Source organism: Amycolatopsis sp. NPDC058340 (assembly GCF_042723975.1).
Classification (GTDB): Bacteria; Actinomycetota; Actinomycetes; order Mycobacteriales; family Pseudonocardiaceae; genus Amycolatopsis.
Window position 1 is genome coordinate 67,102 of the sequence record NZ_JBHXIB010000011.1, and the last position, 21,832, is coordinate 88,933.

At 70.1% G+C, this 21,832-nt stretch carries 24 protein-coding genes; 6 read left to right on the forward strand and 18 right to left on the reverse strand.

Going from position 1 to position 21,832, the window contains the following annotated elements:
- Nucleotides 1-161 precede the first annotated feature (161 nt).
- From ACFWIW_RS15865 to ACFWIW_RS15885, 5 genes are all read right to left on the reverse strand, one after another.
- Complete coding sequence (locus ACFWIW_RS15865; protein ID WP_378369108.1) at nt 162-692, reverse strand: DUF4262 domain-containing protein; 531 nt, start codon at nt 690-692, stop codon at nt 162-164.
- A gap of 67 nt (nt 693-759) precedes the next feature.
- Entirely contained in the window at nt 760-1,509 is a 750-nt protein-coding gene (locus tag ACFWIW_RS15870; RefSeq protein WP_016334762.1) for a YebC/PmpR family DNA-binding transcriptional regulator, read from the reverse strand.
- Nucleotides 1,510-1,560: 51 nt separating this feature from the next.
- Nucleotides 1,561-2,190, reverse strand: a complete 630-nt coding sequence (gene pdxT, locus ACFWIW_RS15875) for a pyridoxal 5'-phosphate synthase glutaminase subunit PdxT (RefSeq protein WP_378369109.1) — start codon at nt 2,188-2,190, stop codon at nt 1,561-1,563.
- A 54-nt stretch (nt 2,191-2,244) separates the two neighbouring features.
- Nucleotides 2,245-2,565 carry an AzlD domain-containing protein gene (locus tag ACFWIW_RS15880; protein ID WP_007034928.1) on the reverse strand — a complete coding sequence of 107 codons (321 nt, stop codon included), beginning with the start codon at nt 2,563-2,565 and terminating at the stop codon, nt 2,245-2,247.
- The gene (locus ACFWIW_RS15885) at nt 2,565-3,278 is read right to left on the reverse strand and encodes an AzlC family ABC transporter permease (protein WP_378369110.1); all 714 of its coding nucleotides are present in this window, start codon (nt 3,276-3,278) and stop codon (nt 2,565-2,567) included. Before ACFWIW_RS15885 ends, ACFWIW_RS15880 begins: the two co-directional genes overlap by 1 nt.
- A gap of 68 nt (nt 3,279-3,346) precedes the next feature.
- Between ACFWIW_RS15885 and ACFWIW_RS15890 the strand changes: the two genes are divergently transcribed.
- Nucleotides 3,347-3,913: a helix-turn-helix domain-containing protein gene (locus ACFWIW_RS15890; protein WP_378369111.1), complete on the forward strand. Its 567-nt coding sequence runs from the start codon at nt 3,347-3,349 to the stop codon at nt 3,911-3,913.
- On the opposite strand, the gene ACFWIW_RS15895 is transcribed toward ACFWIW_RS15890, so the two are convergent.
- Nucleotides 3,914-5,290 carry an APC family permease gene (locus ACFWIW_RS15895; RefSeq protein WP_378369112.1) on the reverse strand — a complete coding sequence of 459 codons (1,377 nt, stop codon included), beginning with the start codon at nt 5,288-5,290 and terminating at the stop codon, nt 3,914-3,916.
- A 142-nt stretch (nt 5,291-5,432) separates the two neighbouring features.
- Here ACFWIW_RS15895 and ACFWIW_RS15900 point away from each other — a divergent pair, with 142 nt between their 5' ends.
- Both ACFWIW_RS15900 and ACFWIW_RS15905 read left to right on the forward strand, forming a co-directional pair.
- Nucleotides 5,433-6,080 (forward strand): TetR/AcrR family transcriptional regulator, encoded by a 648-nt coding sequence (locus tag ACFWIW_RS15900; RefSeq protein WP_378369113.1) that lies wholly within the window; start codon nt 5,433-5,435, stop codon nt 6,078-6,080.
- Nucleotides 6,081-6,135: 55 nt separating this feature from the next.
- Nucleotides 6,136-7,221, forward strand: coding sequence for a P1 family peptidase (locus ACFWIW_RS15905; protein ID WP_378369114.1), 1,086 nt, complete (start codon nt 6,136-6,138; stop codon nt 7,219-7,221).
- On the opposite strand, the gene ACFWIW_RS15910 is transcribed toward ACFWIW_RS15905, so the two are convergent.
- The 4 genes from ACFWIW_RS15910 to ACFWIW_RS15925 all read right to left on the reverse strand — a co-directional run bounded on the left by ACFWIW_RS15910 (nt 7,193) and on the right by ACFWIW_RS15925 (nt 11,496).
- The gene (locus tag ACFWIW_RS15910; protein WP_378369115.1) at nt 7,193-7,594 is read right to left on the reverse strand and encodes a nuclear transport factor 2 family protein; all 402 of its coding nucleotides are present in this window, start codon (nt 7,592-7,594) and stop codon (nt 7,193-7,195) included. The two genes, ACFWIW_RS15905 and ACFWIW_RS15910, sit on opposite strands and share 29 nt — an antisense overlap.
- Nucleotides 7,595-7,663: 69 nt before the next feature.
- Complete coding sequence (locus ACFWIW_RS15915; protein WP_378369116.1) at nt 7,664-10,366, reverse strand: BTAD domain-containing putative transcriptional regulator; 2,703 nt, start codon at nt 10,364-10,366, stop codon at nt 7,664-7,666.
- A gap of 89 nt (nt 10,367-10,455) precedes the next feature.
- Nucleotides 10,456-10,956 (reverse strand): peptidase inhibitor family I36 protein, encoded by a 501-nt coding sequence (locus tag ACFWIW_RS15920; RefSeq protein WP_378369117.1) that lies wholly within the window; start codon nt 10,954-10,956, stop codon nt 10,456-10,458.
- A 123-nt stretch (nt 10,957-11,079) separates the two neighbouring features.
- Nucleotides 11,080-11,496, reverse strand: coding sequence for a DUF6892 domain-containing protein (locus tag ACFWIW_RS15925; protein WP_378369118.1), 417 nt, complete (start codon nt 11,494-11,496; stop codon nt 11,080-11,082).
- 76 nt (nt 11,497-11,572) lie between these two features.
- On the opposite strand from ACFWIW_RS15925, the gene ACFWIW_RS15930 reads away from it, so the two are divergent.
- Nucleotides 11,573-11,998 carry a PaaI family thioesterase gene (locus ACFWIW_RS15930; RefSeq protein ID WP_378369119.1) on the forward strand — a complete coding sequence of 142 codons (426 nt, stop codon included), beginning with the start codon at nt 11,573-11,575 and terminating at the stop codon, nt 11,996-11,998.
- Nucleotides 11,999-12,047: 49 nt separating this feature from the next.
- On the opposite strand, the gene pdxS is transcribed toward ACFWIW_RS15930, so the two are convergent.
- Nucleotides 12,048-12,962, reverse strand: a complete 915-nt coding sequence (gene pdxS / locus ACFWIW_RS15935) for a pyridoxal 5'-phosphate synthase lyase subunit PdxS (RefSeq protein ID WP_005159101.1) — start codon at nt 12,960-12,962, stop codon at nt 12,048-12,050.
- Between the two features lie 182 nt (nt 12,963-13,144).
- Nucleotides 13,145-14,563, reverse strand: a complete 1,419-nt coding sequence (locus ACFWIW_RS15940) for an FAD-binding oxidoreductase (protein WP_378369120.1) — start codon at nt 14,561-14,563, stop codon at nt 13,145-13,147.
- 164 nt (nt 14,564-14,727) lie between these two features.
- On the opposite strand from ACFWIW_RS15940, the gene ACFWIW_RS15945 reads away from it, so the two are divergent.
- A complete protein-coding gene (locus tag ACFWIW_RS15945) occupies nt 14,728-16,836 on the forward strand; it encodes an elongation factor G-like protein EF-G2 (RefSeq protein WP_378369121.1) in 2,109 nt (702 codons plus the stop codon).
- Here ACFWIW_RS15945 and ACFWIW_RS15950 read toward each other — a convergent pair.
- The 6 genes from ACFWIW_RS15950 to ACFWIW_RS15975 form a co-directional block, all read right to left on the reverse strand.
- Nucleotides 16,830-17,291, reverse strand: a complete 462-nt coding sequence (locus ACFWIW_RS15950; protein WP_378369122.1) for an XdhC family protein — start codon at nt 17,289-17,291, stop codon at nt 16,830-16,832. The two genes, ACFWIW_RS15945 and ACFWIW_RS15950, sit on opposite strands and share 7 nt — an antisense overlap.
- A 12-nt stretch (nt 17,292-17,303) precedes the next feature.
- Entirely contained in the window at nt 17,304-17,786 is a 483-nt protein-coding gene (locus tag ACFWIW_RS15955) for an NUDIX hydrolase (RefSeq protein ID WP_378369123.1), read from the reverse strand.
- Nucleotides 17,783-18,928, reverse strand: a complete 1,146-nt coding sequence (locus tag ACFWIW_RS15960) for a glycosyltransferase family 4 protein (protein WP_378369217.1) — start codon at nt 18,926-18,928, stop codon at nt 17,783-17,785. Before ACFWIW_RS15960 ends, ACFWIW_RS15955 begins: the two co-directional genes overlap by 4 nt.
- 22 nt (nt 18,929-18,950) lie before the next feature.
- A complete protein-coding gene (locus tag ACFWIW_RS15965; protein ID WP_378369124.1) occupies nt 18,951-19,868 on the reverse strand; it encodes a phosphatidylinositol mannoside acyltransferase in 918 nt (305 codons plus the stop codon).
- On the reverse strand, nt 19,865-20,506 hold the full coding sequence (pgsA, locus tag ACFWIW_RS15970; RefSeq protein WP_378369125.1) for a phosphatidylinositol phosphate synthase: 642 nt from the start codon (nt 20,504-20,506) through the stop codon (nt 19,865-19,867). The genes ACFWIW_RS15965 and pgsA overlap by 4 nt, the downstream gene beginning before the upstream one ends.
- A 104-nt stretch (nt 20,507-20,610) precedes the next feature.
- Complete coding sequence (locus tag ACFWIW_RS15975; protein WP_378369126.1) at nt 20,611-21,153, reverse strand: MarR family winged helix-turn-helix transcriptional regulator; 543 nt, start codon at nt 21,151-21,153, stop codon at nt 20,611-20,613.
- A 105-nt stretch (nt 21,154-21,258) separates the two neighbouring features.
- On the opposite strand from ACFWIW_RS15975, the gene ACFWIW_RS15980 reads away from it, so the two are divergent.
- Nucleotides 21,259-21,801: a YceI family protein gene (locus ACFWIW_RS15980; protein ID WP_378369127.1), complete on the forward strand. Its 543-nt coding sequence runs from the start codon at nt 21,259-21,261 to the stop codon at nt 21,799-21,801.
- Nucleotides 21,802-21,832: the final 31 nt, after the last annotated feature.

A 21,832-nucleotide genomic window follows, 5' to 3' on the forward strand; every position in this document is an offset into this window, starting at 1 on the left:
CGATGGAGTCCGTGAAGGCCTCCTTGAGGGACTCTGGGTCCCTCAAGGAGGCCTTCACGGACTTACCCCAGAGCTCTCCAAGCACCTCCGAACGCCATGAACGGTCCTTTACTTGCAGATTTCGCAAGGAAAGGACCGTTCCCAGCACGCGCAGCGGTGGCTCAGGGGCCGTCGACGCCCGGCGTCCAGCTCTCCGGGTCACCGGATTCGGTCAGCACCGGCTGGTACCGCGCGAAGCCCTCGGGCGCGTCCGGATGCCACGGGAAGTGCCCGTCCGGTGTGGCGACGATCAGTTGCAGCGCCGGGAAGTCCCCGTCCGGGTAGATCAGGAACGCGCTCCCGAAGTACTCGGGATAGTGCCCCTTCGCGACCCGTTCGAAGACCACCGGCGCGCCCTCGAAGAAATCGTCGTAGCGCTTGCCGACTTCGAAGATCTCGCCGGCGGCCGCGCGGTCGACGTAGGCGTCGAGAAGGACCGGCCCCATGTGCTCGGGCAGTCCGATCACGACCGCTTCCGCGACGTTGTGCAACGCCCAGGCGCACGCGGTGAAGCAGAAGGCCGCTTCCTCCTCGTCGCCTTCGACCGCGATGACCGCGTTCCCTCTCGCCTTCGCCTGCGCCTCGATCCACTGGATGAGTTCGGTTTCTTCGGCGGTGAGGGCATCGGCTTCGGAGGTCGTCACGCGCGACATTGTGCCCCACGCGAGCGCCCGCACCTAGTCCCGGGACCGATTTTCCGCGGCATGGCGGGAAAATCGATCAGCCGACCTCGGCCATGACCTCGTCCGACACATCGAAGTTCGCGTAAACGTTCTGCACGTCGTCGCAATCCTCGAGCGCGTCGATGAGCTTGAAGACCTTCTTCGCGCCTTCGACGTCCAGCGGGACGCTGACCGACGGAAGGAACGTGAGGTCCGCGGACTCGTACTCGAAACCGGCTTCCTGCAAGGCTTTCCGGACCGGGACGAGGTCGGTGGCCTCGGAGACGATCTCGAAGTTCTCGTCGAGGTCGTTCACCTCCTCGGCGCCCGCGTCGAGGACGGCCATGAGGACGTCGTCCTCACCGGCGTCACCCTTGGGCATGATCACGACGCCCTTGCGGTTGAACATGTAGGCGACCGAACCCGGGTCGGCGAGCGAGCCGTTGTTCCGGGTGAGCGCGGTGCGCACCTCCATGGCGGCACGGTTCTTGTTGTCGGTGAGGCATTCGATCAGCACGGCCACACCGTTCGGGCCGTAGCCTTCGTAGGTGATGGTCTGCCAGTCGGCGCCACCGGCTTCTTCACCGGCGCCGCGTTTGCGGGCGCGCTCGATGTTGTCCTGCGGGACCGAGTTCTTCTTGGCCTTCTGGATGGCGTCGTAGAGCGTCGGGTTGCCGTCCGGGTCGCCACCGCCGGTCCGGGCCGCCACCTCGATGTTCTTGATCAACCGGGCGAAGAGCTTGCCGCGCTTCGCGTCCAGGTTGGCCTTCTTGTGCTTCGTGGTGGCCCACTTGGAGTGGCCGCTCATCTCTCCTCCATCTACTCCTGTGCCCGCCGCTGAGCACAGTGTCGGTTTTGCTCAATCCTGTCGCACGAGGTCGACGAACAGCCTGTGCACGCGTTCGTCCCCGGTGAGTTCGGGGTGGAACGACGTCGCGAGGACCGCCCCCTGCCGGACCGCGACGATCCTAGCGGCCGCATCCTCGGAGCCCGGCATTTCGGGGACACTGGCGAGTACCTCGACCCCGTCGCCCGCCTTTTCGACCCACGGGGCGCGGATGAACACAGCGTGCACCGGGCCGCCTTCGATACCGGTGAAGTCGAGGTCGGCTTCGAAGGAGTCCACCTGCCGCCCGAACGCGTTGCGCCGGACGACGACGTCGAGCCCGCCGAGTTGCCGCTGGTCAGGCCGTCCGTCGAGGGCCTGCCGGGCGAGCAGGATCATCCCGGCGCAGGAGCCGAACGCGGGCATCCCGTCCGCGATGCGCTCGCGCAGCGGCTCCAGCAGTTCGAAGGTCTCCAGCAGCCTCGACATCGTGGTCGACTCGCCGCCCGGCAGCACCAGACCGTCCACTTCGGACAGTTCGCCCGGACGGCGGACCGGCAGCGCACGCGCGCCGGCGCGTTCCACCATCGCGGCGTGCTCCCGCACGTCGCCCTGCAGTGCGAGCACGCCGACCACCGGCCGTGCCCCCGTCGCGATCGCCACCCGACCTCCCGAAAGACCTTCCCCTTAGCTTAGGCGCCTCGGGGAAGGGCCAGGTCAGGGGACCCCGGCCAGCCTCAGCAGGGCGGCGGTCGCGGCGGCCGCGACGACGACCAGCGCGAACGGCGCCTTGCGCCAGGCCAGCACGCCGCCGACCAGCACTCCGGCGGGCCGGGCGTAGCCGGCGAACTCGTGTCCCTCGGTGAGCGCGGCGACCGCGACCAGTGCGGCCAGCAGGACTACGGCCGAGCGCGCCATCAGCTTCTCGGCCTTGGGCGACACGGTGAACCGCGCCTTCAGCACCGGCCCGGCGAACCGGAAGGCGAAGGTCCCCGCGGCCAGCACGCCGCCGGCGATGATCAGTTCCAGCGGATCCATCAGTGCACTCCCTCGGGTTCGCGTTCGACGGGTTCCTTGGCGGCCACTCCGGCCAGCACGCCGACCAGCGCGAGCAGCACCGGCAGCCCCGCGGGCAGGAATGGCGTCGTGGCCAGCGCGACGGCCACACCGACGAGTACCGGCAGCCGGGCCGCGCGGTCGCGCAGCGACGGCAGGACCAGGGCGAGCAGGACCGCCGGGAACGCCGCGTCGAGGCCGAAGGCATCGGTGTCGCTGATCGCGGTCCCGGCGTACGCCCCGGCGAGGACGCCGACGTTCCAGCAGACGAACAGGCCGATCCCGCACACCCAGTACGCCGCCTTGCGCCGCTCTTCGTCGCGCTGGGCCAGCGCGAACGCGACGGATTCGTCGATCATCAGGTGGCTGCCGACGATCCTCGACGACCACCGCTTCCCCAGTACGTCGCCGATCGCGAAGCCGAACGGCAGATGCCGCGCGTTGGCCAGCAGACCCGCCGCGACTGCCGCGACCGGGCTGCCGCCCGCGGCGATGATGCCGACGAACATGAACTGCGAGGCACCGGCGAAGACCAGCACGGAAAGCAGCATCGGCGCCCAGATCGGGAAGCCGGAGCCCACCGCGATGGCGCCGTAGGAGATGCCGACAATGGTGTCGGCGAGGCAGACCAGCCCGATGTCACGGAGAAGATCGCGCCCCAGGACACGAGTGGTTGTTCGCCATATCGAACGCATAGCGTCATACAATGAACGAACGCAGCCGTGTTCGTCAAGGCGAACGCAACGACCGATGGAGCGAACGCATGTCCCCGACCGCGTCCGACGGTGCCCCACTGGACGTCATCGCCATGTCCCTGCGCCGGGAACGCGCCCGCACCGGGCTGTCCCTCACCGAGGTCGCCAAACGCGCCGGCATCGCGAAATCCACGCTCTCACAGCTGGAGTCCGGCACCGGGAACCCGAGCGTCGAGACGATCTGGGCGTTGTGCGTCGCGCTCGACGTCCCGTTCTCGCGGGTGGTCGAGCCGGAACGCCCCCGGGTGCAGGTCATCCGCTCGGGCAGCGGCCCGACGGTGTTCGCCGAACACGCCGACTACGCCTGCACGCTGCTCAGTTCCTGCCCGCCCGGTGCCCGGCGCGACGTGTACCTGATCCGCGCCGAGCCCGGGAAACCGCGGCTCTCGGATCCGCATATGAGCGGCATCGTGGAGCACATCGTCCTCAGCGCGGGCCGTGCCAAGGTCGGGCCGCTGGACGAGCCGATCGAACTGATGCCCGGCGACTACATCTGCTACCCCGGCGACGTGCCGCATATCTTCGAGGCGCTGGAACCGGGCACGTACGGCGTGGAGATCGCCGAGTACACCTGATCAGGCCGTCTCCTCCGCCTTCTCTTCGGTGACGTCGGCCAGTTTCCAGCCGCCCCTCCGCCGCAGCACCAGGACGTAGTACGCGATCGACAGCAGGGCGACGCAGGCGGTGACGATCAGGCTCGGCCGCCCGACCGCCGGGTCGAGCACGTTCTGGTAGACCACGAACACCAGGACGCCGAGCGCCAGCACCGGCGCGACCGGGAACCACGGCATCCGGTACTTCGCGTGCGCGGTGGCGCCGGTGCGCCTTCCGACGATCGCGCCGAGGCAGAGCGACGCGTAGACCGCCACGATCGACGTACTGGTCACCACCAGCAGCAGTTTCGGGTCGACGAAGCAGAGCAGCGCGGCCACCAGGCCGGTCCCGACGGTGGCGACCCACGGCGTCCCGAACTTCGGGTGCACCGCGGACAGCGCCCGGTTGACCGGCGACGGCCACGCGCGGTCGCGGCCGCTGCTGAACAGCATCCGTGAGCTGATCAGCACGATCGCCAGCACGGCGTTGATGATCGCGAGCGCCACCGCCAGGCCGATCACGGTGTCGAGGGTGCCGCCGCCGCGCGAGCCGATGAAGTAGGACAGCATGTTCTCCGAAGCGAACAGCGCGTTCAGATCGGGCGCGCCGAGCAGGACCGCGGTCACCGGGATCAGCTCGGCGAGCACCGTGATGCCGAGGGCCATCAGGATCGCGCGCGCGATGCCGCGTGAGGCGTCCTGCGTCTCCTCGCCGAAGTACACCGCCGAGCCGTAGCCGTTGTAGGCGAAGATCGCGACCGAGGTGGCGATCGCGATGGCGCCGACCGTGGCCGGTCCGCCGTCCGAGGCGACCGGATGGGCCAGCAGCTCGGTGAACGACCGCGCCGGGTTCAGCAGCCCGAGCGCGCTGACCACGATCAGCGCGAGGATCTCGATCGCCAGGAAGATCCCGGTGACCCAGGCGTTGAGCTTGATGTCGAGCACCCCGACGACGGCCGCGATCACGCAGGTCACGGCGGCGATCACCGAGCCGGGTACGCCGGGCAGGAGCACGCCGAGATAGGTGCCGACGCCGAGCGCGATCACCGCGACGATGAGCACCTGCGTGATGATCATGAGGCCGAGTACCGCGAAGCCGGGCAGGCGGCCGAGCGTGCGGGTGACGATCGCGTACTCGCCGCCCGCCAGCGGGAACGCCGACGCCAGTTCGGCGTAGACGAAGGCCATGAACACTCCGACCACCGCGGCGGCCACGAAGCTGTAGAAGGCACCCGTCCCGGCGCCGGAGATCACTCCCGGCGCGATGATGAAAACCGACGAGGCGGGACTGATCGCGGAGAGCGTGATGAGCAGCGTGCCGAGGGTGCGCAGACCGCGGCGCAGGGCGGGAGTGGACACGGCCGACCTCCTACAAGGTGGGTTCCTTGAATCTCCTTCGAAGAACTGTTGAGCACGCATCAAAGGCCCTCGACGGTGTGACGTCAAGAGCTGATCGCGCGCAGCTCTTGCGTTTTTCGAACAAGATTCGAAGAATGAAGCCATGGCGAGACCGAGCAAGGCACCGGAGCGACGGGCCGAACTGATCGAGGTGGCCAGACAGGCCGTCCTCGAACGCGGCGTGCTGAACCTGCGGCTGAGGGATGTCGCCGAGGGCGCGGGCCTCTCGCCGGGTTCGGTCCTGTACTACTTCCCCACCCTCGCCGATCTGCTCCAGGAGGTGCAGCGCGAGGCGGTGGCGCGATTCTGCTCGGCGAGGGAACAGGCCGCGGGCGCGAAGACGAAACCGTCCGACCGGTTGCGGGCGATGATCCGCAGCGGCCTCCCGACCGGTCCCGACGACGAACTCTGCGTGCTGCTCTACGAACTCGGCACGATCGCCCGCCGCGATCCCGTGTACGCCGCCCGGCACATCACGCTCTACGAGCAGCAGGTCCGGATCTACACCGGGATCCTCGAGGCGGGCGCGGCCACCGGCGAGTTCACCCTGACCGCGGACCCGGTGTCGATCGCGCGGAACCTCGTCGCGCTGGAAGACGGCTACGGCCTGCACCTCACCCAGGCCGTGCCGACGCTGGAAACCGCCACCGCCGAAGCGATGCTGCTCTCCTACGCCCGCACGGCCACCTCGAACCCCTTGGCGCCTGTCGGCGGAGCTGAAGATGCACCGGAAAAGGGACCGAAAGCGTGAACCCGCTGCGCCGTTTCACCCGCGGGTTGACCTACGAACATTTGGAGGACCGTCCATGACCCGCGCCCGCGACCTGGGTGTCCCGCTGCCCGGCCGGACCGGCGAGCACAACGCGCTCACCGACGTCCCCGGCGTCGAGATCGGTTTCACGACCCTCGTCGAGGGCGAATCGGTGCGCACCGGCGTCACCGCCGTCCTGCCTCGCGGGCGCGAGGACTTCGCCGTGCCGTGCGCGGCCGGGACGTACGCCCTCAACGGCAACGGCGAGATGACCGGCACCGCGTGGCTGGCCGAGACCGGGTCGCTGACCCTGCCGGTGCTGATCACCTCGACGCACGCCGTCGGCGCGTGCCATCGCGGCACGATCGACTGGGTCGTGCGCGAACGGCCCGACGTGGCCGCCGAATGGCTGCTGCCGGTGGTCGCCGAGACCTGGGACGGCTACCTGAACGACAGCACCGCACCGACCATCCACAGTGGACACGCCATCGCGGCGATCGACGCCGCGCGCACGGGTCCGGTCAGCGAAGGCTCCGTCGGCGGGGGCACCGGGATGACCTGTTACGGCTTCAAGGGCGGCACCGGCACGGCCTCCCGCGTCGTGTCCTATGGGGACGACGAGTACACCGTGGGAACTTTGGTACAGGCCAACTTCGGCTCACGTCGCGAACTCACCGTCGCGGGCGAGCACGTCGGCGCCGAGCTCGGTGCCGACAATCCGATGGAGGAGGCGTGGGCGGCGCCGCCGGGCGCGGGGTCGGTGATCGTGATCGTCGGCACCGACGCTCCCCTGCTGCCCGGCCAGTGCACGTCGCTCGCCCGCCGTGTCCCGCTCGGCCTCGCCCGCACCGGCACCGCGGGTTCGCATTTCTCCGGCGACCTCTTCCTGGCGTTCAGCACGGCGAATCCGGGGGCGCTCACCAGCCGGTTCCCGCGGACGGACGAGGCCGAGTACGAAAGCATGCGGTTCGTCCCGTGGGGCAGGCTCGATCCCTTCTTCGAGGCCGTCGTGCAGGCGACCGAGGAGGCGGTGCTCAACGCGCTGTTCGCGAACGAGGAGATGACCGGTCACCGCGGGCACCGGGTTCCCGCGCTGCCGACCGGGCGCTGGGTCAGGGGACGGCCGGCGGAAGGTCCATGATGCCGGTGGCTTGCGACCAGGCACAACGCCAGATGCCGCCGGCGTCGGTGTAGACGTCGGTGTGCCAGGCCTCGTGCCGCGGGATGTCCGCCCCGTCGACGGTGAGTTCGATGACGCACCGGTAGCGGAGGACGACGACGTCGGTGCCGACGATGGCGTCCACGTCGCCGGTCAACCCCAGTTCCCGGTAGGCGACCCGCCCGGTGGTGAGGAGATCCAGGTATTCGGCCTTCGTCCACACGGTGCCGGTCGGGTTGCACAACCGGTACTCCGGGGCGTGCAAGCGATCGTAGGCGCCGCGATCCACGTCGAGGAGGCATCGGATCCGATCCTGCTCGGCCTTGATCACTCGGCCTGCCACATCATCGGTCACAACCGCTCCTGTTCACTCGACCATGGCCTCGGCTACACGGTATCGACGGCGACCCGCCGGGCCAAGGCATCAGGTCCTGATCAGCACCTTCTCCGACGGCGGCCGGTCGCCGGATCTCGCGCGGATCCGCGCGAGATCCAGCCGGACCCGCGAGGCGCAGATCTCGTCGGAAAGCGAGTCGAGCAGTTCGAGCGCGTGGCGCAGGCACGACATCGCGCTCCGCCGGTCTCCGCGCCGCAGGTGCAGTTGTCCCCGCCTGCGCAGGACGAGTGCCGTGCGATGCGGGTCGTTCAGCTCGGCGCAAAGCCGCCCGGCCTCGTCGAGTTCCGCTTCGGCCTCGTCGAGAAGACCGAGCTCCGTGCTCGCGACGGCGTACGACGTGTGCGCGTGCGCCATGCCGACGACGTCACCGATCTCGCGGAAGACGGCCAGCGCCCGGCCCGCCGTCGCGCGCGAGGTCTCGGGCCGCCCTGCCGCCCGCGCGAGCACGCAGAGCCCGGTCAGGGCCCTGGCCCGGCCCGCCCGGTCGCCGATCCGGTCGCTGATCCGGCATGACTCGGTGAGCGCTTCACACGCCGCCCGGAAGTCGTCCCGGTACAGGTGGATCTGGCCGATTCCCCGCAGCAACGCGGCTTCCCCGCGCGCGCATCCCGACGCCCTCGCCGCGGTGAGCGCGCATCGGTGGCACCGCGACCATTCCGCGTACAGTCCACTGTGGTCGAAGTACGACGCGGCCACGACGGCCAGTTCCCAAGCGAGCTCGCCGAGCCCGGCGTCGGCCGCGTGCGAGACCGCGGCCTCCAGCGCGGGAACCTCGTCGCGGAACCACGAAAGCGGTTCGGCCACCAGTCCTTCGTCGAGCGAGGTTCTGGCCGCGGTGCCGGGCTCCGGTCGCAACACGCTGCGGGACAACCGGTCCGCCGCCTTCTCCGCGAGCCAGAGCCAGCCGCCGAGCACCCGCTCGGTCGTGTCCGCGCGGTCCTGCTCGGGTTCGGCGGCGACCTCCTCCACGGCGAACGCGCGCAAGAGATCGTGCACCCGGTAACGGGGAGCGCCGGTCGCGCGCGGGGCGGGCTGGACCATGTTCCGATGCCGCAGGTCTTCCAGCGCGCGAGACGTCACTTCCGGCGGTCCGTCGTCGGCGAGCGCCGCCGCCCAGGCGGGGAAATCGGCCGGAGGCAGCAAACCCAGCCTGCGGAACAGCCGTTGCCGGTCCGGCGCCAGCTGCCGGTACCCGAGGGACAGACTGCCTCGGACGGCGAGATCCCCCGCGCACAGCCAATCCAGCCGCCGTCGTTCGACGGAGAGCTCCCCCGCGACGTCGGCGAGCCGCCAGCCGGTGCGGTCGCCGATCCGGCTGCCGACGATCCGCAACGCCAGCGGGAGCCCGCCGCAGTGTTCGAGGACCTGTTGGGCGGCAACGGGATCTTCGTCGACCTCGGTGAGCTTCCCGAGCAGGGCCTCCGCGTCGGCCGGTGGCAGGACGTCGACCGGGACCTGCCTGCCGAGTTCGAGCCCGGCCAGGACCACCCGGCTCGTGACGATCACCGCGCAGCCGCCACCGGCGGGCAGCAACGGCCGCAATTGGGCCTCACCGGCGGCGTCGTCGAGCACGAGCAGCACGCGGCGCCCGTGGACCAGGCTGCGGAAGAGGCAGGCGCATTCGTCGACGTCGGCCGGGATCCCGTCGGTCGGAACGCCGAACGCGCGCAGAAACCCGGCGAGCACGGCCTCCGGAGAACGGGGCTCGTTCGTGGTCCCGCGCAGGGCCGCGTACAGCCTGCCATCGGGATAGTCGTCCGCGACCTGATGCGCGAGCCTGATCGCGAGCGAGGATTTCCCGATCCCGCCGGCGCCGGTCAACAGCACCACCGGCGGGGTTTCGCGGCCGTCGTCCCGGCGCAGTTCCGCCAGCAGATCCGCGATCAGCGCGTCCCTGCCGACGAAGTCCGGGATGCCCGGCGGCAACTGGCTCGGCACGGCGGGTTCCTGGAACGCGGGATATTCGCGTGTCGTCATGCCCTGGCCGTCGCGCAGGATCTCGCAGTGCAGGGAGCGGATCGACGGCGACGGCTCGACCCCGAGTTCGTCGACCAGCGTGCGTCGCCATCCGGCGTAGACGTCGAGCGCCTCCGCGACCCGGCCGGCCCGGGCGAGCGCGGTCATCAACAGCCCGCAGACCCGTTCCCGGAACGGGGCGGCCGTGAGCAGGTCGCGGAGTTCCGGCACCAGCCGGTCGTGCTCGCCGAGCCCGAGTTCGGCCTCGGCCTTGTCCTCCAGAAGCGAAAGCCGCTCCTCCTCCCAGCGCGCCACGACCTCGGCCGCGGCGGGGATCCCCGCCAGTACCGGCCCCCGCCACAGTTCGAGCGCGTCCCGGAAGTGCTGGGCCGCTTCGCGATGGCGGTCACGGGCCAGCAGTGCACGACCCTGCGCGGCGAGGCAGGTGAACCGGCCGGTGTCGGTGTCCTCCGGCCGCGCGTCGAGCTGGTATGCCGCTCCCCTGGTCAGGATCGGCTGTTCGCCCCGTGGCGAGCGCAAGGCGCGGCGCAGGCCCGAGATGAGGCCCTGGATCTGGACTTTCGCCGAGACCGGTGGCGTTTCGCCCCACAGCTCGTCGATGATCCGGCCGGACGGCACCGGACGGCCCGCCTCGATCAGCAGGAGCGCGAACACCCGGCGCGCCTGTGGCGGACCGAGCGGCAGGTCCGTGCCCTGCCACTCGGCCGCGGGTTCACCGAACAGGCGATAGAAATAGAAGTTCTTTTCCTTCACCGATTTCTCCCCCGGTAAATCGAGACACCCCAGTCGAGCGTCTCAGAAATATCCGGGGGCGGCGTCCGGCATTCGAAGGAACAACTCGTTCAGCAGGCGCTGGCCGAGGTGTAAATTCTCAACGAAGTCGCCTCGTCGTTGTCGCCGCTCCCGACGTACGACGACCGGGCGCCCGCCTGCATGCAGCGACTGGTCCCGCTGCCGATGTTGTAGTACCAGCGGGCGTCGACTCCGCGTCGGTTGTACCAGGACGACATCTGGTCGTTGAATCCGTAGTCGACCAGGTTCTTCAGGCCCGCCGACTGGAACTGCAGCCGCCTGCCGTTGAAATCACGGTGCTGCCACAGGCACACGTAGTTCGCGTCGCAGTCCCCGGGTGCCATGGGCGAGAGGGACAATTTGGTCGTCCCGCCGTTCCAGACGACCTCGTCGCCGTCGACCTTCCACCCGGGGGCGAGCTTCGCCGCGTCGATGCCGGCGGCCTTCAGCGTGGCCGCCCCGTCCGTCGCGGCCGAAGCGGGCGTCGCGACGAGCGCCGTCGCGATCGCGGCGGCCCCCAAAGCGGCGGAAACGAACCGAAGAGTGCGCATTTGTCCTCCTTGATCCCGGCGTGCCCTCCGCACGCCGGAATCAAGGTCCCGCGCTCCGCTTCCCGATGCCTAAGCAATCGAAAAGGGAACGCGTTTCCTGCGCTTAGCTCCGCTGGTCGCCGATCAGAGCCAGTCCGCCTCGATGCCGCGGGCACGCAACGACTCCAGCGCCGCTTCGTTGCCCGTGAAGAGCAAAGTCATCGACTTCAGGTTCGGAAAGTGGGCGACGTCGGCGAACTCGTCGACGTCGAACAGGGAGTCCTCGCCGTCCCAGTTCGGCGCGATCTCGAGATAGATCTCGTTGCCGCCGTCCATCTCGATCTCGGTGATCTTCTCCGCGAGCTCCGAGGGAACCTCGAGCTCCGCGAAGTAGGCCAACGCCTCGGGGATCGCCTCGACGCTCCCGGCGTCGTAGATGAAGCCCTTCTCGGCGGCGTACTCCCGCAGGTCGAACTTCGGAAGGAGTTCCTGGTCGTACATCAGCTCTTGGACCACGGCGAGCTTGAAGTTGAGGTCCGCGAACTGGATCGTCTGGCTCATGTCCGGACCCTATCGGCCGGCGTATCCGATCGGGTCCGGTTCCGGGCAAGAGGTCCGATGGCAGGATGGTGGCCTGATGACAGCACTGACACTCGACGACGCCCGGAAGGGCCTCGCCTCGCAACCGTTCAGCGTCCTGCTCGGCGCCCGGGTGGCGGCGTTCGGCGACGGCGCGGCGACGCTGGAACTCGACATCCGCGAAGACCTGTTGCAACAGAACGGATATCTCCACGGCGGCGTACTCGCCTATGCCGCGGACAACGCGATCACCTTCGCGGCCGGGACCACACTGGGTCCGGATGTGCTCACCGGCGGCTTCAGCATCAACTACCTGCGGCCGGCACAGGGAATCCGGCTCGTCGCGGAAGCGCGGGTCCTGCACAGCGGCCGTCGTCAGGCGACTTGCCGCTGCGACCTGCACGTGATCGGCCGGGACGGGACCACGACGCTGAGTGCCGCGGCCCAAGGAAGCGTGCTGACCAGGAACGGCCCCGCCCGCTGACCGACGTGGAACGGCCCGGCGCTCGTGGAAGAGCACCGGGCCGTCGGGTTCACCAGCCGCGTTCGGACAGACGGTGCGGCTCGGGCACGTCGTCGACGTTGATCCCGACCATCGCCTCACCGAGGCCGCGCGAAACCTTCGCGATGACGTCGGGGTCGTCGTGGAACGTGGTGGCCTTGACGATCGCCTCGGCACGCTGCGCCGGGTTGCCCGACTTGAAGATGCCGGAGCCGACGAACACGCCTTCGGCACCGAGCTGCATCATCATCGCGGCGTCGGCCGGGGTCGCGATACCGCCCGCGGTGAACAGCACGACGGGGAGCTTGCCCTTCGCCGCGACCTCCTTGACGAGCTCGTACGGGGCCTGGAGTTCCTTCGCCGCGACGTAAAGCTCGTCCTCGGGCAGCGAGGAGAGGCGGCGCAGCTCCGCGCGGATCTTGCGCATGTGCGTGGTCGCGTTCGAGACGTCGCCGGTACCGGCCTCGCCCTTGGACCGGATCATCGCCGCGCCCTCGTTGATACGGCGCAGCGCCTCGCCGAGGTTGGTCGCTCCACAGACGAAGGGCACGGTGAAGGCCCACTTGTCGATGTGGTTCTCGTAGTCGGCCGGGGTCAGCACCTCGGACTCGTCGATGTAGTCGACGCCGAGCGACTGAAGCAGCTGAGCCTCGACGAAGTGGCCGATGCGGGCCTTCGCCATGACAGGGATCGAGACGGCCTCGATGATGCCGTCGATCAGGTCCGGGTCGCTCATCCGGGCGACGCCGCCCTGCGCGCGGATATCCGCGGGGACCCGCTCGAGCGCCATCACCGCGACGGCGCCGGCGTCCTCGGCGATCTTCGCCTGCTCGGCGGTGACCACGTCCATGATCACACCGCCCTTGAGCATCTCCGCCATCCCGCGCTTGACCCGGGCGGTGCCGGTGAGCGAGGTGGTGGCCGTGTTCGTGGAGTCGTCAGACACTGCTGGACCTTTCGGAAAGCGCACGAGTGAGGGTGACGCCTCCGAGGGTAGGCCGCTTTTGGACCTCTGAAGCAGGCCAGTTCGCGGCGATTTCAGCAGTCCACTGGGTGATCTGGCCCGCGTTTCGTCCTATGGATGCGGTAGTTCGCCGTCGAACCACCGCATCCAGAGGACGAAACGCGTCAGGGGGCCAGGCCCTGCTCGAAGGCGAACAGGCCGTCCGGGTCGTACTTCCGCGCGATCCGGCGCAGCCGCGGCAGGCTTTCGCCGTAGTACGCCTTCGCCCACTCCGGCATCTCCGGGTCGATGTAGTTGATGTACCCGGCCCGCCCGTACTCGCGGCCGAGTTCGTCCCGGACCCCGCCGATCACCTGGCGGGCGTACGCCTCGCCGCCTTCCAGACCGCGGATGATCTGGACGCTGCCCAGCGCGGACCGGTGCGGGAAGCACGACTCGCTCGACGGCACCCGCGCGATCGCGCCGCCGTACGCGTCCACGATCGAGTACAGATGCGGATCGCTCGCCAGCAGCGCCGCCAGCGCGTCCGGGTCGGGCACGGGATGGGTCAGCATCCGCGAAGTGGCCACGTACTCCCCGCGCTCCGCCACCGCGGCGGGGAACGCGGCCTCCTGGGCGAAGGTCCGCATCGTGGCCAGGTGGCCCCGTTCGGTCACTTCGCGTTTGGTCGGCTGAATGCCGACGCGGCGGATCAGATCGTCCAGCAACGGGTTCACCCGCGCCGCGGAGCCGACGAAACACCCGCCGCAGTTCGCGGCCGTGGCGCCGAGGCCCATCCCCGACCACAACTCGTCCGGCATCGCGGGCTGCCACTCCTGCCAGGCCGCGACCAAGGCCGCCAGCGCGGCGGGCGGGAAGACCAGGTTGAAGTCGGTCAGCGTCCTGGCCGCCGCCGTGCGGAAGGTGAACGACGTGACGATGCCGAAGTTGCCGCCACCACCGCCACGTAACGCCCACAGCAGGTCCGGCGCGGTCTCCTCCGACACCAGGCACGCCTTCCCGTCCGCCCCCACGAAACGAACGGATTCCACGTTGTCGCAGGTCAGGCCGTACTTCCGGGCCAGGACCCCGATCCCGCCGCCGAGGGTCAGCCCGGCGATGCCGACCTGAGGGCAGCTTCCGGCGGGCAGCGCGCGGCCCGCCGCCGCCAAGGCCTCGTACACCGGGCCGAGCCGCGCGCCCGCCCCGATCTCCGCCCGGCCACCGGGCAGGATCCGGACCGCGTTCAGCCGGGACAGGTCGACGACGAGCCCTTTGTCCACTATGGAATAACCGGCGTAACTGTGCCCGCCCGACCGGGCCGCGATCGGAATCCGCTGCCTGGCCGCGAAATCGACACAATGGCGGACGTCGTCCTCGTTCGCGCAGACCGCGACTCCGGCCGGAAGCCGATGGTCGTAGAGGCTGAAGAACCCGAGCCTCTTTTCGTCGTAGCCGGGGTCGCCGGGCCGGAACAGCTCACCGGCCAGCCGGGCGCGCAGCCGTTCCCACGGACCACCGCCCTCGGGGATCGCGGCGGGCACCGCCGCCATCATCGGGACCGCCCCAGCCAGCCTCAGCACCGTGCGTCTGTCGAGCTCCATCGCTCATCCCCCACCGTCGGATCCGCCTCCGGGTGTCCGCCATCGAGCATAACGGCGCGTCGACATTCGGGGGGTCCCTCGCCGGTCGCCTTGCCGCGACGCCCTTCGCGGGTGTGTGATCGAGGACACACCTGTACGCGGCATCGTGTGGTGAGGAGATCGGCATGGCCGACAAACAGAGCAAGAACGGAGACTCCGGGGCCGCCGTCGCTGTGGACGACCCGGCGAAAGTCCGCAACGTCGTCCTGGTCGGCCCCTCGGGATCAGGCAAGACGACCCTCGCCGAAGCGCTGCTCGCCGCGTCCGGCACGGTCACGCGGGCGGGCTCGGTGGTGGAAGGGACCACGGTCTGCGACCACGATCCCGCCGCGGTCCGGCAGCAACGGTCGGTCGGCCTTTCGGTCGCGCCGGTCCTGCACCAAGGCCACAAGATCAACCTCATCGACACCCCTGGGTACGCCGATTTCGTCGGTGAGCTGCGGGCCGGGCTCCGTGCCGCCGACGCGGCGTTGTTCGTGGTCTGCGCGGCGGAAGGCGTCGACGCGGCCACGAGCGCGGTCTGGGAGGAGTGCGCCGCGGTCGGGATGCCGAGGGCGGTGGTCGTCTCGCGGCTCGACCATCACCGCGCCGACCCCGAAGGCGAGATCGCTGCCTGCCAGGACGCCTTCGGCGCCGGCGTCCTGCCGCTGTACCTGCCCGCGCGCGACGGGCTCGTCGGGCTCATCACGCGCCGCTATTTCGACTACTCGCAGGGCTTCCCGCCCCAAATCGGCGAACCGGACGACGCGGAGCTCACCCGGATGACCGAGGCTCGCAACGAGCTGATCGAAGGGGTCATCGCCGAGAGCGAGGACGAGTCCCTGATGGACCGGTACCTCTCCGGTGAGGAGATCGCGGAGGACACGCTGATCGCCGACCTCGAGACCGCCGTCGCCCGCGGTTCCTTCCATCCGGTGATCCCGGTGTGCGCGACGACCGGCGTGGGGCTCGCCGAAGTCCTCGACGGGATCGTGCGCGCCTTCCCGTCGCCGCTGGAGCACGTCCCGCCGGAGGTCACCTCGCCCACCGGGGAGCCGCACGCCGGGCTCCGCGCCGACCCCGACGGCCCGCTGGCGGCCGAGGTGGTCCGGACCGCCGTCGACTCCTACGTCGGCCGGGTCTCGCTGGTGCGGGTGTTCTCCGGGACACTGCGCCCGGAACGGTCGGTGCACGTCTCGGGCCACGGCCTCGCCGAACGCGGCCACGAAGACCACGACGCCGACGAACGGGTCGCGCATCTGTACTCGCCGCTCGGGGCGAACCTGCGCGAAGTCCCGTACTGCGTCGCGGGCGACCTCTGCGCGCTCACCAAGGTCGGCTCGGCGGAAACCGGCGACACCGTTTCCTCACCGGAAGACCCGCTGATCATGAAGCCGTGGGCGATGCCGGAGCCGCTGCTGCCGGTCGCCGTCGTCGCGAAGACGCGCAGCGACGAGGACACGCTGGCGCGCAACCTCTCCCGGCTCGTCGCGGGCGACCCCACGCTCCGCCTCGACCGCAACGCCGAGACCAATCAGCTCGTGCTGTGGTGCATGGGCGAGGCCCATGCCGACGTCGTGCTGTCGCGGCTGCGCGCGGGAGGTGCCGACGTGGGCACCGAACCCGTCCGCATCAGCCTGCGCTCGACCTTCGCCGGGCCGGCCCGCGGGCACGGACGGCACGTCAAGCAATCCGGCGGGCACGGCCAGTTCGCCGTCTGCGACATCGAGGTCCTGCCGCTGCCGAGGGGGTCGGGTTTCGAATTCGTGGACAAGGTCGTCGGCGGGTCGGTGCCGCACCAGTTCATTCCGAGTGTCGAGAAGGGGGTCCGGGCGCAAGCCCAGCGTGGGATCGTCGACGGCCATCCGCTGATCGACATCCGGGTGACCCTCGTCGACGGCAAGGCGCACAGCGTCGACTCGTCGGACGCCGCGTTCCAGACCGCCGGCGCGCTGGCACTGAAGGAGGCCGCCGCGGCGGGCAAGATCTCGCTGCTCGAACCACTCGAAGAGGTGGCGGTGCGGCTTCCGGACGAGCACCTCGGCACCGTGCTGGGCGATCTCTCGTCCCGGCGCGGCCGCGTACTCGGCACCGAATCGGGTGAAGGCGGCCGCACCATCATCCGCGCCGAGGTGCCCGCCGTGGAGCTGCTGCGCTACGCGATCGACCTGCGTTCCCTGACCTCGGGTACGGCGACGTTCACCCGCAGGCACGCCCGGTTCGAGCCGATGCCGGAAGGGGCGGTGGCCTACTGAAACTCGAAGCCGCCCGGCCGCCCGTTCCGGTCGGCCAGCAGACCGGCCAGGGTGGCGACGGCGATCTCGGGTGGCGTGCGTGAGCCGATGTTCAGCCCGACCGGGCGGTGGACGCGCGCGATCTCGTGGTCCGGGACGTCCAGTGCCTTGAGCGCGGCGACATGCGGGCCCGCGTGGCGCGGATTGCCGAGCACCCCGACCCATCGCGCCGGGCGGTCCAGCACGGCCTTGAGCACGGCCCCCAGCTCGGGCCGGTCGTGATCGGTGACGACGACGTCGGCGTCCGCGCCGAGTTCCGGCACCGTCGTGACGGCCTCCAGGCCGGTCTCGACGTCCGTCGCGCGTGCGCCGTCCGGCTCGAACAGCACGGCCTTGTAGCCGAGATCCTTGCCGTAGCGCAGGAGGAACGACGCGACCGGCGTCGCGAACACCGCCACCAGCAGCCGATCGCTCATGGGTCCGTCCTCCTAAAGTTCGGGCTCGGCGATCTCGAAGTATTCCGGAAGCGGGGCCGTCCCGGCGAGGCCGAAGTACCGGACCTTCCGGCGTCGCCGCAGATGCAGGGTGTCCCGGACGGCGTCGTTGTGCACGCGCCGCGCGATGACGACGCGGTGCTCGGCGTCGGTCAGCTCTTCGGCCAGCGGGGCGGGCAGGGCCGCTCGGTCGACGCGTGCCAGCCGCAGCGTCAGTTCGCTTTCTTCGGCTTCACGCTCCGGCCTCGGTGCCCGCTCGGCCCGTTCGCCCAGCGCGCGCAGCTCCTCGTCGCCCAGGATCGCGGCGGCCGCCCTGGCGACGACGGCGCGCCGAGCGAGGGCGGCGTCGAGGGCTGCCCAGCCCGCGTCCGTGCGGACGTGCAGCCGGTCGAGCCGGTTCGCCGTCGCGAGCAGGAACAACCCGCCCAATACCACGATCGCGGCGACGAGACCGCCGATCCACACCCAGGTCGTCACCGGCTGAACTCGCGGTCACCCGCGCCGACCCGCCGGGGGTCGGCGGCGATCGCCGTTTCGTACACGCGCAGGACCTGCGTGGTGACCACGGACCAGTCGAACATCGCGACCCGCTCCCCGGCGGCCGCCGCCAGCGACACCCGCCGGGCCGGATCACCGAGCAGTTCGCGCAGGCCGCCGGCGAGCGCCGCCGCGTCGCCGGTCTCGGTCAGCATCCCGGCCTTGCCGTCGTCGAGGACACGGCGGAACGAGTCCAGGCCGCTCGCCAGCACGGGTGTTCCCGCCGCCATGGCCTCGGTGAGGATCATCCCGAAACTCTCGCCGCCCGTGTTCGGCGCGCAGTAGACGTCGACGCTGCGCAGCGCCCGCGCCTTCGTCTCGTCGTCGACCTGGCCGAGCAGCTCGATATGCGGCGCCAGCTCCGGCCCGGCCTCGCGCCGGAGCTGATCGGCGTCGCCGCGGCCGACGACCAGCAGCCGCAGCTCCTCGAACTCCGGCAGCAGCGTCCGCAGCGCCTCCAGCAGCACCCCCATCCCCTTGCGGGGCTCGGTGTACCGCCCGACGAACCCGACCGTGCCGCCCGCTCGCGGGTAGCCGTCCAGCGGGAGCGCGCGGGAGAAGAAGTCGACGTCGACACCGTTGGGCACCTCGACCGCGTCACCCCCGGCGTGCTCGACCTGGACCCGGCGGGCCAGCGCCGAAACCGCGATCCGCGCGGTGATCTTCTCCAGCAGCGGCCGCAGCACCGGCTGGAACGCCGCCAGGGTGCGCGAACGCGTCGTCGCGGTGTGGAAGGTCGCCACGATCGGTCCGTCCGCGACCTTCAGCGCCAGCAAGGAAAGGCTCGGCGCGGCGGGCTCGTGCAGGTGCAGGACGTCGAAGTCGCCGTCGCGGATCCACCGCCGCACCCTGGCGTAGGACACCGGGCCGAATTGCAGCCGCGCGACCGAACCGTTGTACGGGATGCCGAGCGCCTTCCCGGCGGGGACCACGAACTCCGGGACGTCGGAGTCCTCGTCCGCCGGTGCGAGCACGGAGACCTGATGCCCGCGTGCCAGCAGCGCCTTCGCGAGATCGATGACGTGCCCCTGCACGCCGCCCGGTACGTCGAACGAGTACGGGCAGACGATCCCGATCTTCATGACCCGCGCCTGAGCCATCGGCTCAGCTCGCTTCGCCGAGGTCGGCCTGTTCCCCGGCTTCGAAATCGGAGAGCCAGAACTTCTGCATCATGTGCCAGTCGGCCGGATGCGCGGCGATGTCCCCGGCGAAGATGTCCGCCAGCGCCTGGGTGGCCGCCGGCACCTCGGACCGGTTCGTGACCCGGATCCGCGGATGCAGGCGGATCTGCCAGCCGTCCTCGGTGAACCAGCAGCCTGCCGGGATCAGCGCGGCGCCGGTGGTGGCGGCCAGCCGGGCGGGCCCGCCCGGCATCCGGGTCTGCTCGCCGAAGAACTTGACCGGCACGCCGGAGTTCGTCAGATCCCTGTCCCCCACCAGGCAGATCGCCTTGTTCTCGCGCAGCCGCTTGAGCAGCACGCGCATCGCCGAGCTGTCGCCGGTCAGCGGGACGATCTCGAAACCGAGCGATTCGCGGTAGGACACGAACCGCTGGTACAGCGACTCGGGTTTCAGCCGCTCCGCGACCGTGGTGAAACCGCCGAGGTAGTCCGCGAGCCAGACGCCGGCGGCGTCCCAGTTCCCGCTGTGCGGCAGCGCCATCACCGCGCCGTTGCCCTCCGCGAGGGCGGCGTCGAGGTTCTCCACCCCGGTGATCGACTGGGCGACCTTGCGGCTGACCTCCTTGTGGTCCATCGAGGGCAGCCGGAACATCTCGTGCCAGTAGCGGGCGTAGGAGCGCATCGCACGGCGGGTCAGTTCGTCGAGTTCGACGCCGTCGGCCTGCGGCACGACCCTGGCGAGGTTGCGCCGAAGCTGGCGCACTCCGCCGCCGTCCCGCCGGACGGCCAGATCGGCACCCAGCCCGAAGGTCACCGAGCCCATCGACTCCGGCAGCCAGCGCGCGAGCCGCCAGCCCGCCGCGTAGCCGAAGTCACTGAGCCGCTGGGAGAATCCGCTCATGCCCCGCCCTCCGCGGCGGGTGGCCCCGCCGCCTTGGCGGCCCTCGCCGCCTTGGCCACCGCGGAGGTCCGCTGCAGCAGGGTGATCACCGAAAGCACCGCGAGGAGCCAGAGCGTGATGTCCACGGTGTACGGAACGCCCAGACCGTGCAGTCCGGTTCCCACGAGGGCGATGATCAGGCGTTCCGCGCGTTCGACGAGGCCGCCGTCCGCCTCCAGCCCGGATGCCTCGGCGCGGGCCTTCACATACGAGATGACCTGCGCGAGCACCAGGCAGATCAGCGCGGCGGCCGCGGCCGGGCGGTTGTCGTCGTGGACGAAGCACCACCAGGCGATCGCGGCGAACAACGCGCCGTCGACCAGCCTGTCGCAGGTCGCGTCGAGGACGGCCCCGAAGGCCGTGCCGTACCCGCGGGCGCGGGCCATCGCGCCGTCGAGCAGGTCCAGCATCGCGAAGCCCCAGACGGTGAAGGTGCCCCACAGCAGCATGTCGTTGGGAAAGAACCCGAGCGCGCACAGCACCGCCCCGGCCGTGCCGATGACGGTCATCGCGTTGGGGGTCAGACCGGCGCGCACGAGCACCTTCCCCATCGGGTCGGTGACGCGGGAAACTGAGGCGCGCGCGAAAATGTTGAGCATCGGTTCTTCAGGTGCACCTAAAGCAGCAGGGTCGGGTGGCCGCCCGAAGCCTATCCACCCGCACCGACACCCGTCGTCGCGCCCGCCCCTGGACCGGCTCCCGGTCAGTCCGCTTTGGCCAGTTCGGCCGAGTCGGCGAGGTCCGCGAGACTCTCTTCCCGCAACGCCAGTTCCGCCTCGGCCGCGGCGCATTTCGGCGACAGCCCCGCCAGGACGGCGGCGCTGATCTCGCCGAGCGCCTTCACCTGTTCGGGGGTCAGCGGATCGAAGAGGCTCTCGCGGACGGCCTCGACGTGCCCGGGCGCGGCCTCCTCCAGCGCGGCGAAACCCTCGGGGGTGAGCACCGCCCAGGAACCGCGTTTGTCGGTGGGACACGACTCACGCCGTACCCAGCCGTTCGCCTCGAGCCGCGCGACCGCGTGCGAAAGCCTGCTGCGCGACGCCTTGCGCGCGTCGGCCAGTTCACTCATCCGCAGCCGCCGGTCCGGCGCCTCGGACAGGGCGACGAGCACTTCGTAGTAGGTGTGGGGCATGCCCGCCTCGTGCTGAAGCTGGCCCTCCAGATGCGCTTGCAGCATCCGCGTGGCCGCGGAGAAGTCGCGCCAGACTTTTTGCTCCTCGTCGGAGAGCCATCGGGGTTCGGACATGACGCCCATTCTACCCCTGGTTGAGCGCTCAACCAAATTGCGCTACAGTCATGGTTGAGCGCTCAACCAGCTCAGGGTTCACCACAGACTTTGGAGATCGACTTCATGACCACCACCGAAATCCCGGGCTACGTCGCAGGCAAGTGGACGATCGACACCGCCCACTCCGACATCGCCTACACCGTGAAGCACCTCGGCCTGGCGAAGTCCCGCGGCAACTTCACCGCCTTCACCGGCGAGGTCGTCACGGCCGACAACATCCTCGACTCGTCGGTCACCGTCGAGATCGACGCCGCGTCGGTCGCCAGCGGTGTCGACGGGCGTGACACGCACCTCAAGTCCGAGGACTTCTTCCACGTCGACGAGCACCCGGTCATCACCTTCCGCTCGACCGGCATCCGCGAGGACGGCGGCGACTACGTCATCGACGGCGAGCTGACCTGGCGCGGCAAGAGCGTGCCGGTCTCGCTCGAGGCGGAGTTCAACGGCATCGGCACCAACCCGGCCAACGACAACGCCACCACCCTCGGCGTCTCGGCCACCGCCACCGTGAACCGCCGCGACTTCGGCATCGGCCCGGAGGGCAACGCCTTCCTGTCGGAGAAGGTCAAGATCGACATCGAGCTGCAGGCCGCGCTCAACGCCTGAGCCACTGCGCGTGAAGGCCCCCTTCACTCGG

Excerpts from the sequence above, each read along its gene's own strand:
- ACFWIW_RS15940 (WP_378369120.1), bottom strand. The coding sequence starts at position 14,563 with ATGGAGCTCGACAGACGCACGGTGCTGAGGCTGGCTGGGGCGGTCCCG.
- ACFWIW_RS15890 (WP_378369111.1), top strand. The coding sequence starts at position 3,347 with ATGTCCCCGACCGCGTCCGACGGTGCCCCACTGGACGTCATCGCCATG.
- ACFWIW_RS15900 (WP_378369113.1), top strand. The coding sequence starts at position 5,433 with ATGGCGAGACCGAGCAAGGCACCGGAGCGACGGGCCGAACTGATCGAG.
- ACFWIW_RS15920 (WP_378369117.1), bottom strand. The coding sequence starts at position 10,956 with ATGCGCACTCTTCGGTTCGTTTCCGCCGCTTTGGGGGCCGCCGCGATC.
- ACFWIW_RS15945 (WP_378369121.1), top strand. The coding sequence starts at position 14,728 with ATGGCCGACAAACAGAGCAAGAACGGAGACTCCGGGGCCGCCGTCGCT.
- ACFWIW_RS15885 (WP_378369110.1), bottom strand. The coding sequence starts at position 3,278 with ATGCGTTCGATATGGCGAACAACCACTCGTGTCCTGGGGCGCGATCTT.
- ACFWIW_RS15980 (WP_378369127.1), top strand. The coding sequence starts at position 21,259 with ATGACCACCACCGAAATCCCGGGCTACGTCGCAGGCAAGTGGACGATC.
- ACFWIW_RS15905 (WP_378369114.1), top strand. The coding sequence starts at position 6,136 with ATGACCCGCGCCCGCGACCTGGGTGTCCCGCTGCCCGGCCGGACCGGC.
- ACFWIW_RS15880 (WP_007034928.1), bottom strand. The coding sequence starts at position 2,565 with ATGGATCCGCTGGAACTGATCATCGCCGGCGGCGTGCTGGCCGCGGGG.
- pgsA (WP_378369125.1), bottom strand. The coding sequence starts at position 20,506 with ATGCTCAACATTTTCGCGCGCGCCTCAGTTTCCCGCGTCACCGACCCG.
- ACFWIW_RS15870 (WP_016334762.1), bottom strand. The coding sequence starts at position 1,509 with ATGAGCGGCCACTCCAAGTGGGCCACCACGAAGCACAAGAAGGCCAAC.
- ACFWIW_RS15965 (WP_378369124.1), bottom strand. The coding sequence starts at position 19,868 with ATGAGCGGATTCTCCCAGCGGCTCAGTGACTTCGGCTACGCGGCGGGC.
- ACFWIW_RS15950 (WP_378369122.1), bottom strand. The coding sequence starts at position 17,291 with ATGAGCGATCGGCTGCTGGTGGCGGTGTTCGCGACGCCGGTCGCGTCG.
- ACFWIW_RS15975 (WP_378369126.1), bottom strand. The coding sequence starts at position 21,153 with ATGTCCGAACCCCGATGGCTCTCCGACGAGGAGCAAAAAGTCTGGCGC.
- ACFWIW_RS15925 (WP_378369118.1), bottom strand. The coding sequence starts at position 11,496 with ATGAGCCAGACGATCCAGTTCGCGGACCTCAACTTCAAGCTCGCCGTG.
- ACFWIW_RS15865 (WP_378369108.1), bottom strand. The coding sequence starts at position 692 with ATGTCGCGCGTGACGACCTCCGAAGCCGATGCCCTCACCGCCGAAGAA.
- ACFWIW_RS15960 (WP_378369217.1), bottom strand. The coding sequence starts at position 18,928 with ATGAAGATCGGGATCGTCTGCCCGTACTCGTTCGACGTACCGGGCGGC.
- ACFWIW_RS15930 (WP_378369119.1), top strand. The coding sequence starts at position 11,573 with ATGACAGCACTGACACTCGACGACGCCCGGAAGGGCCTCGCCTCGCAA.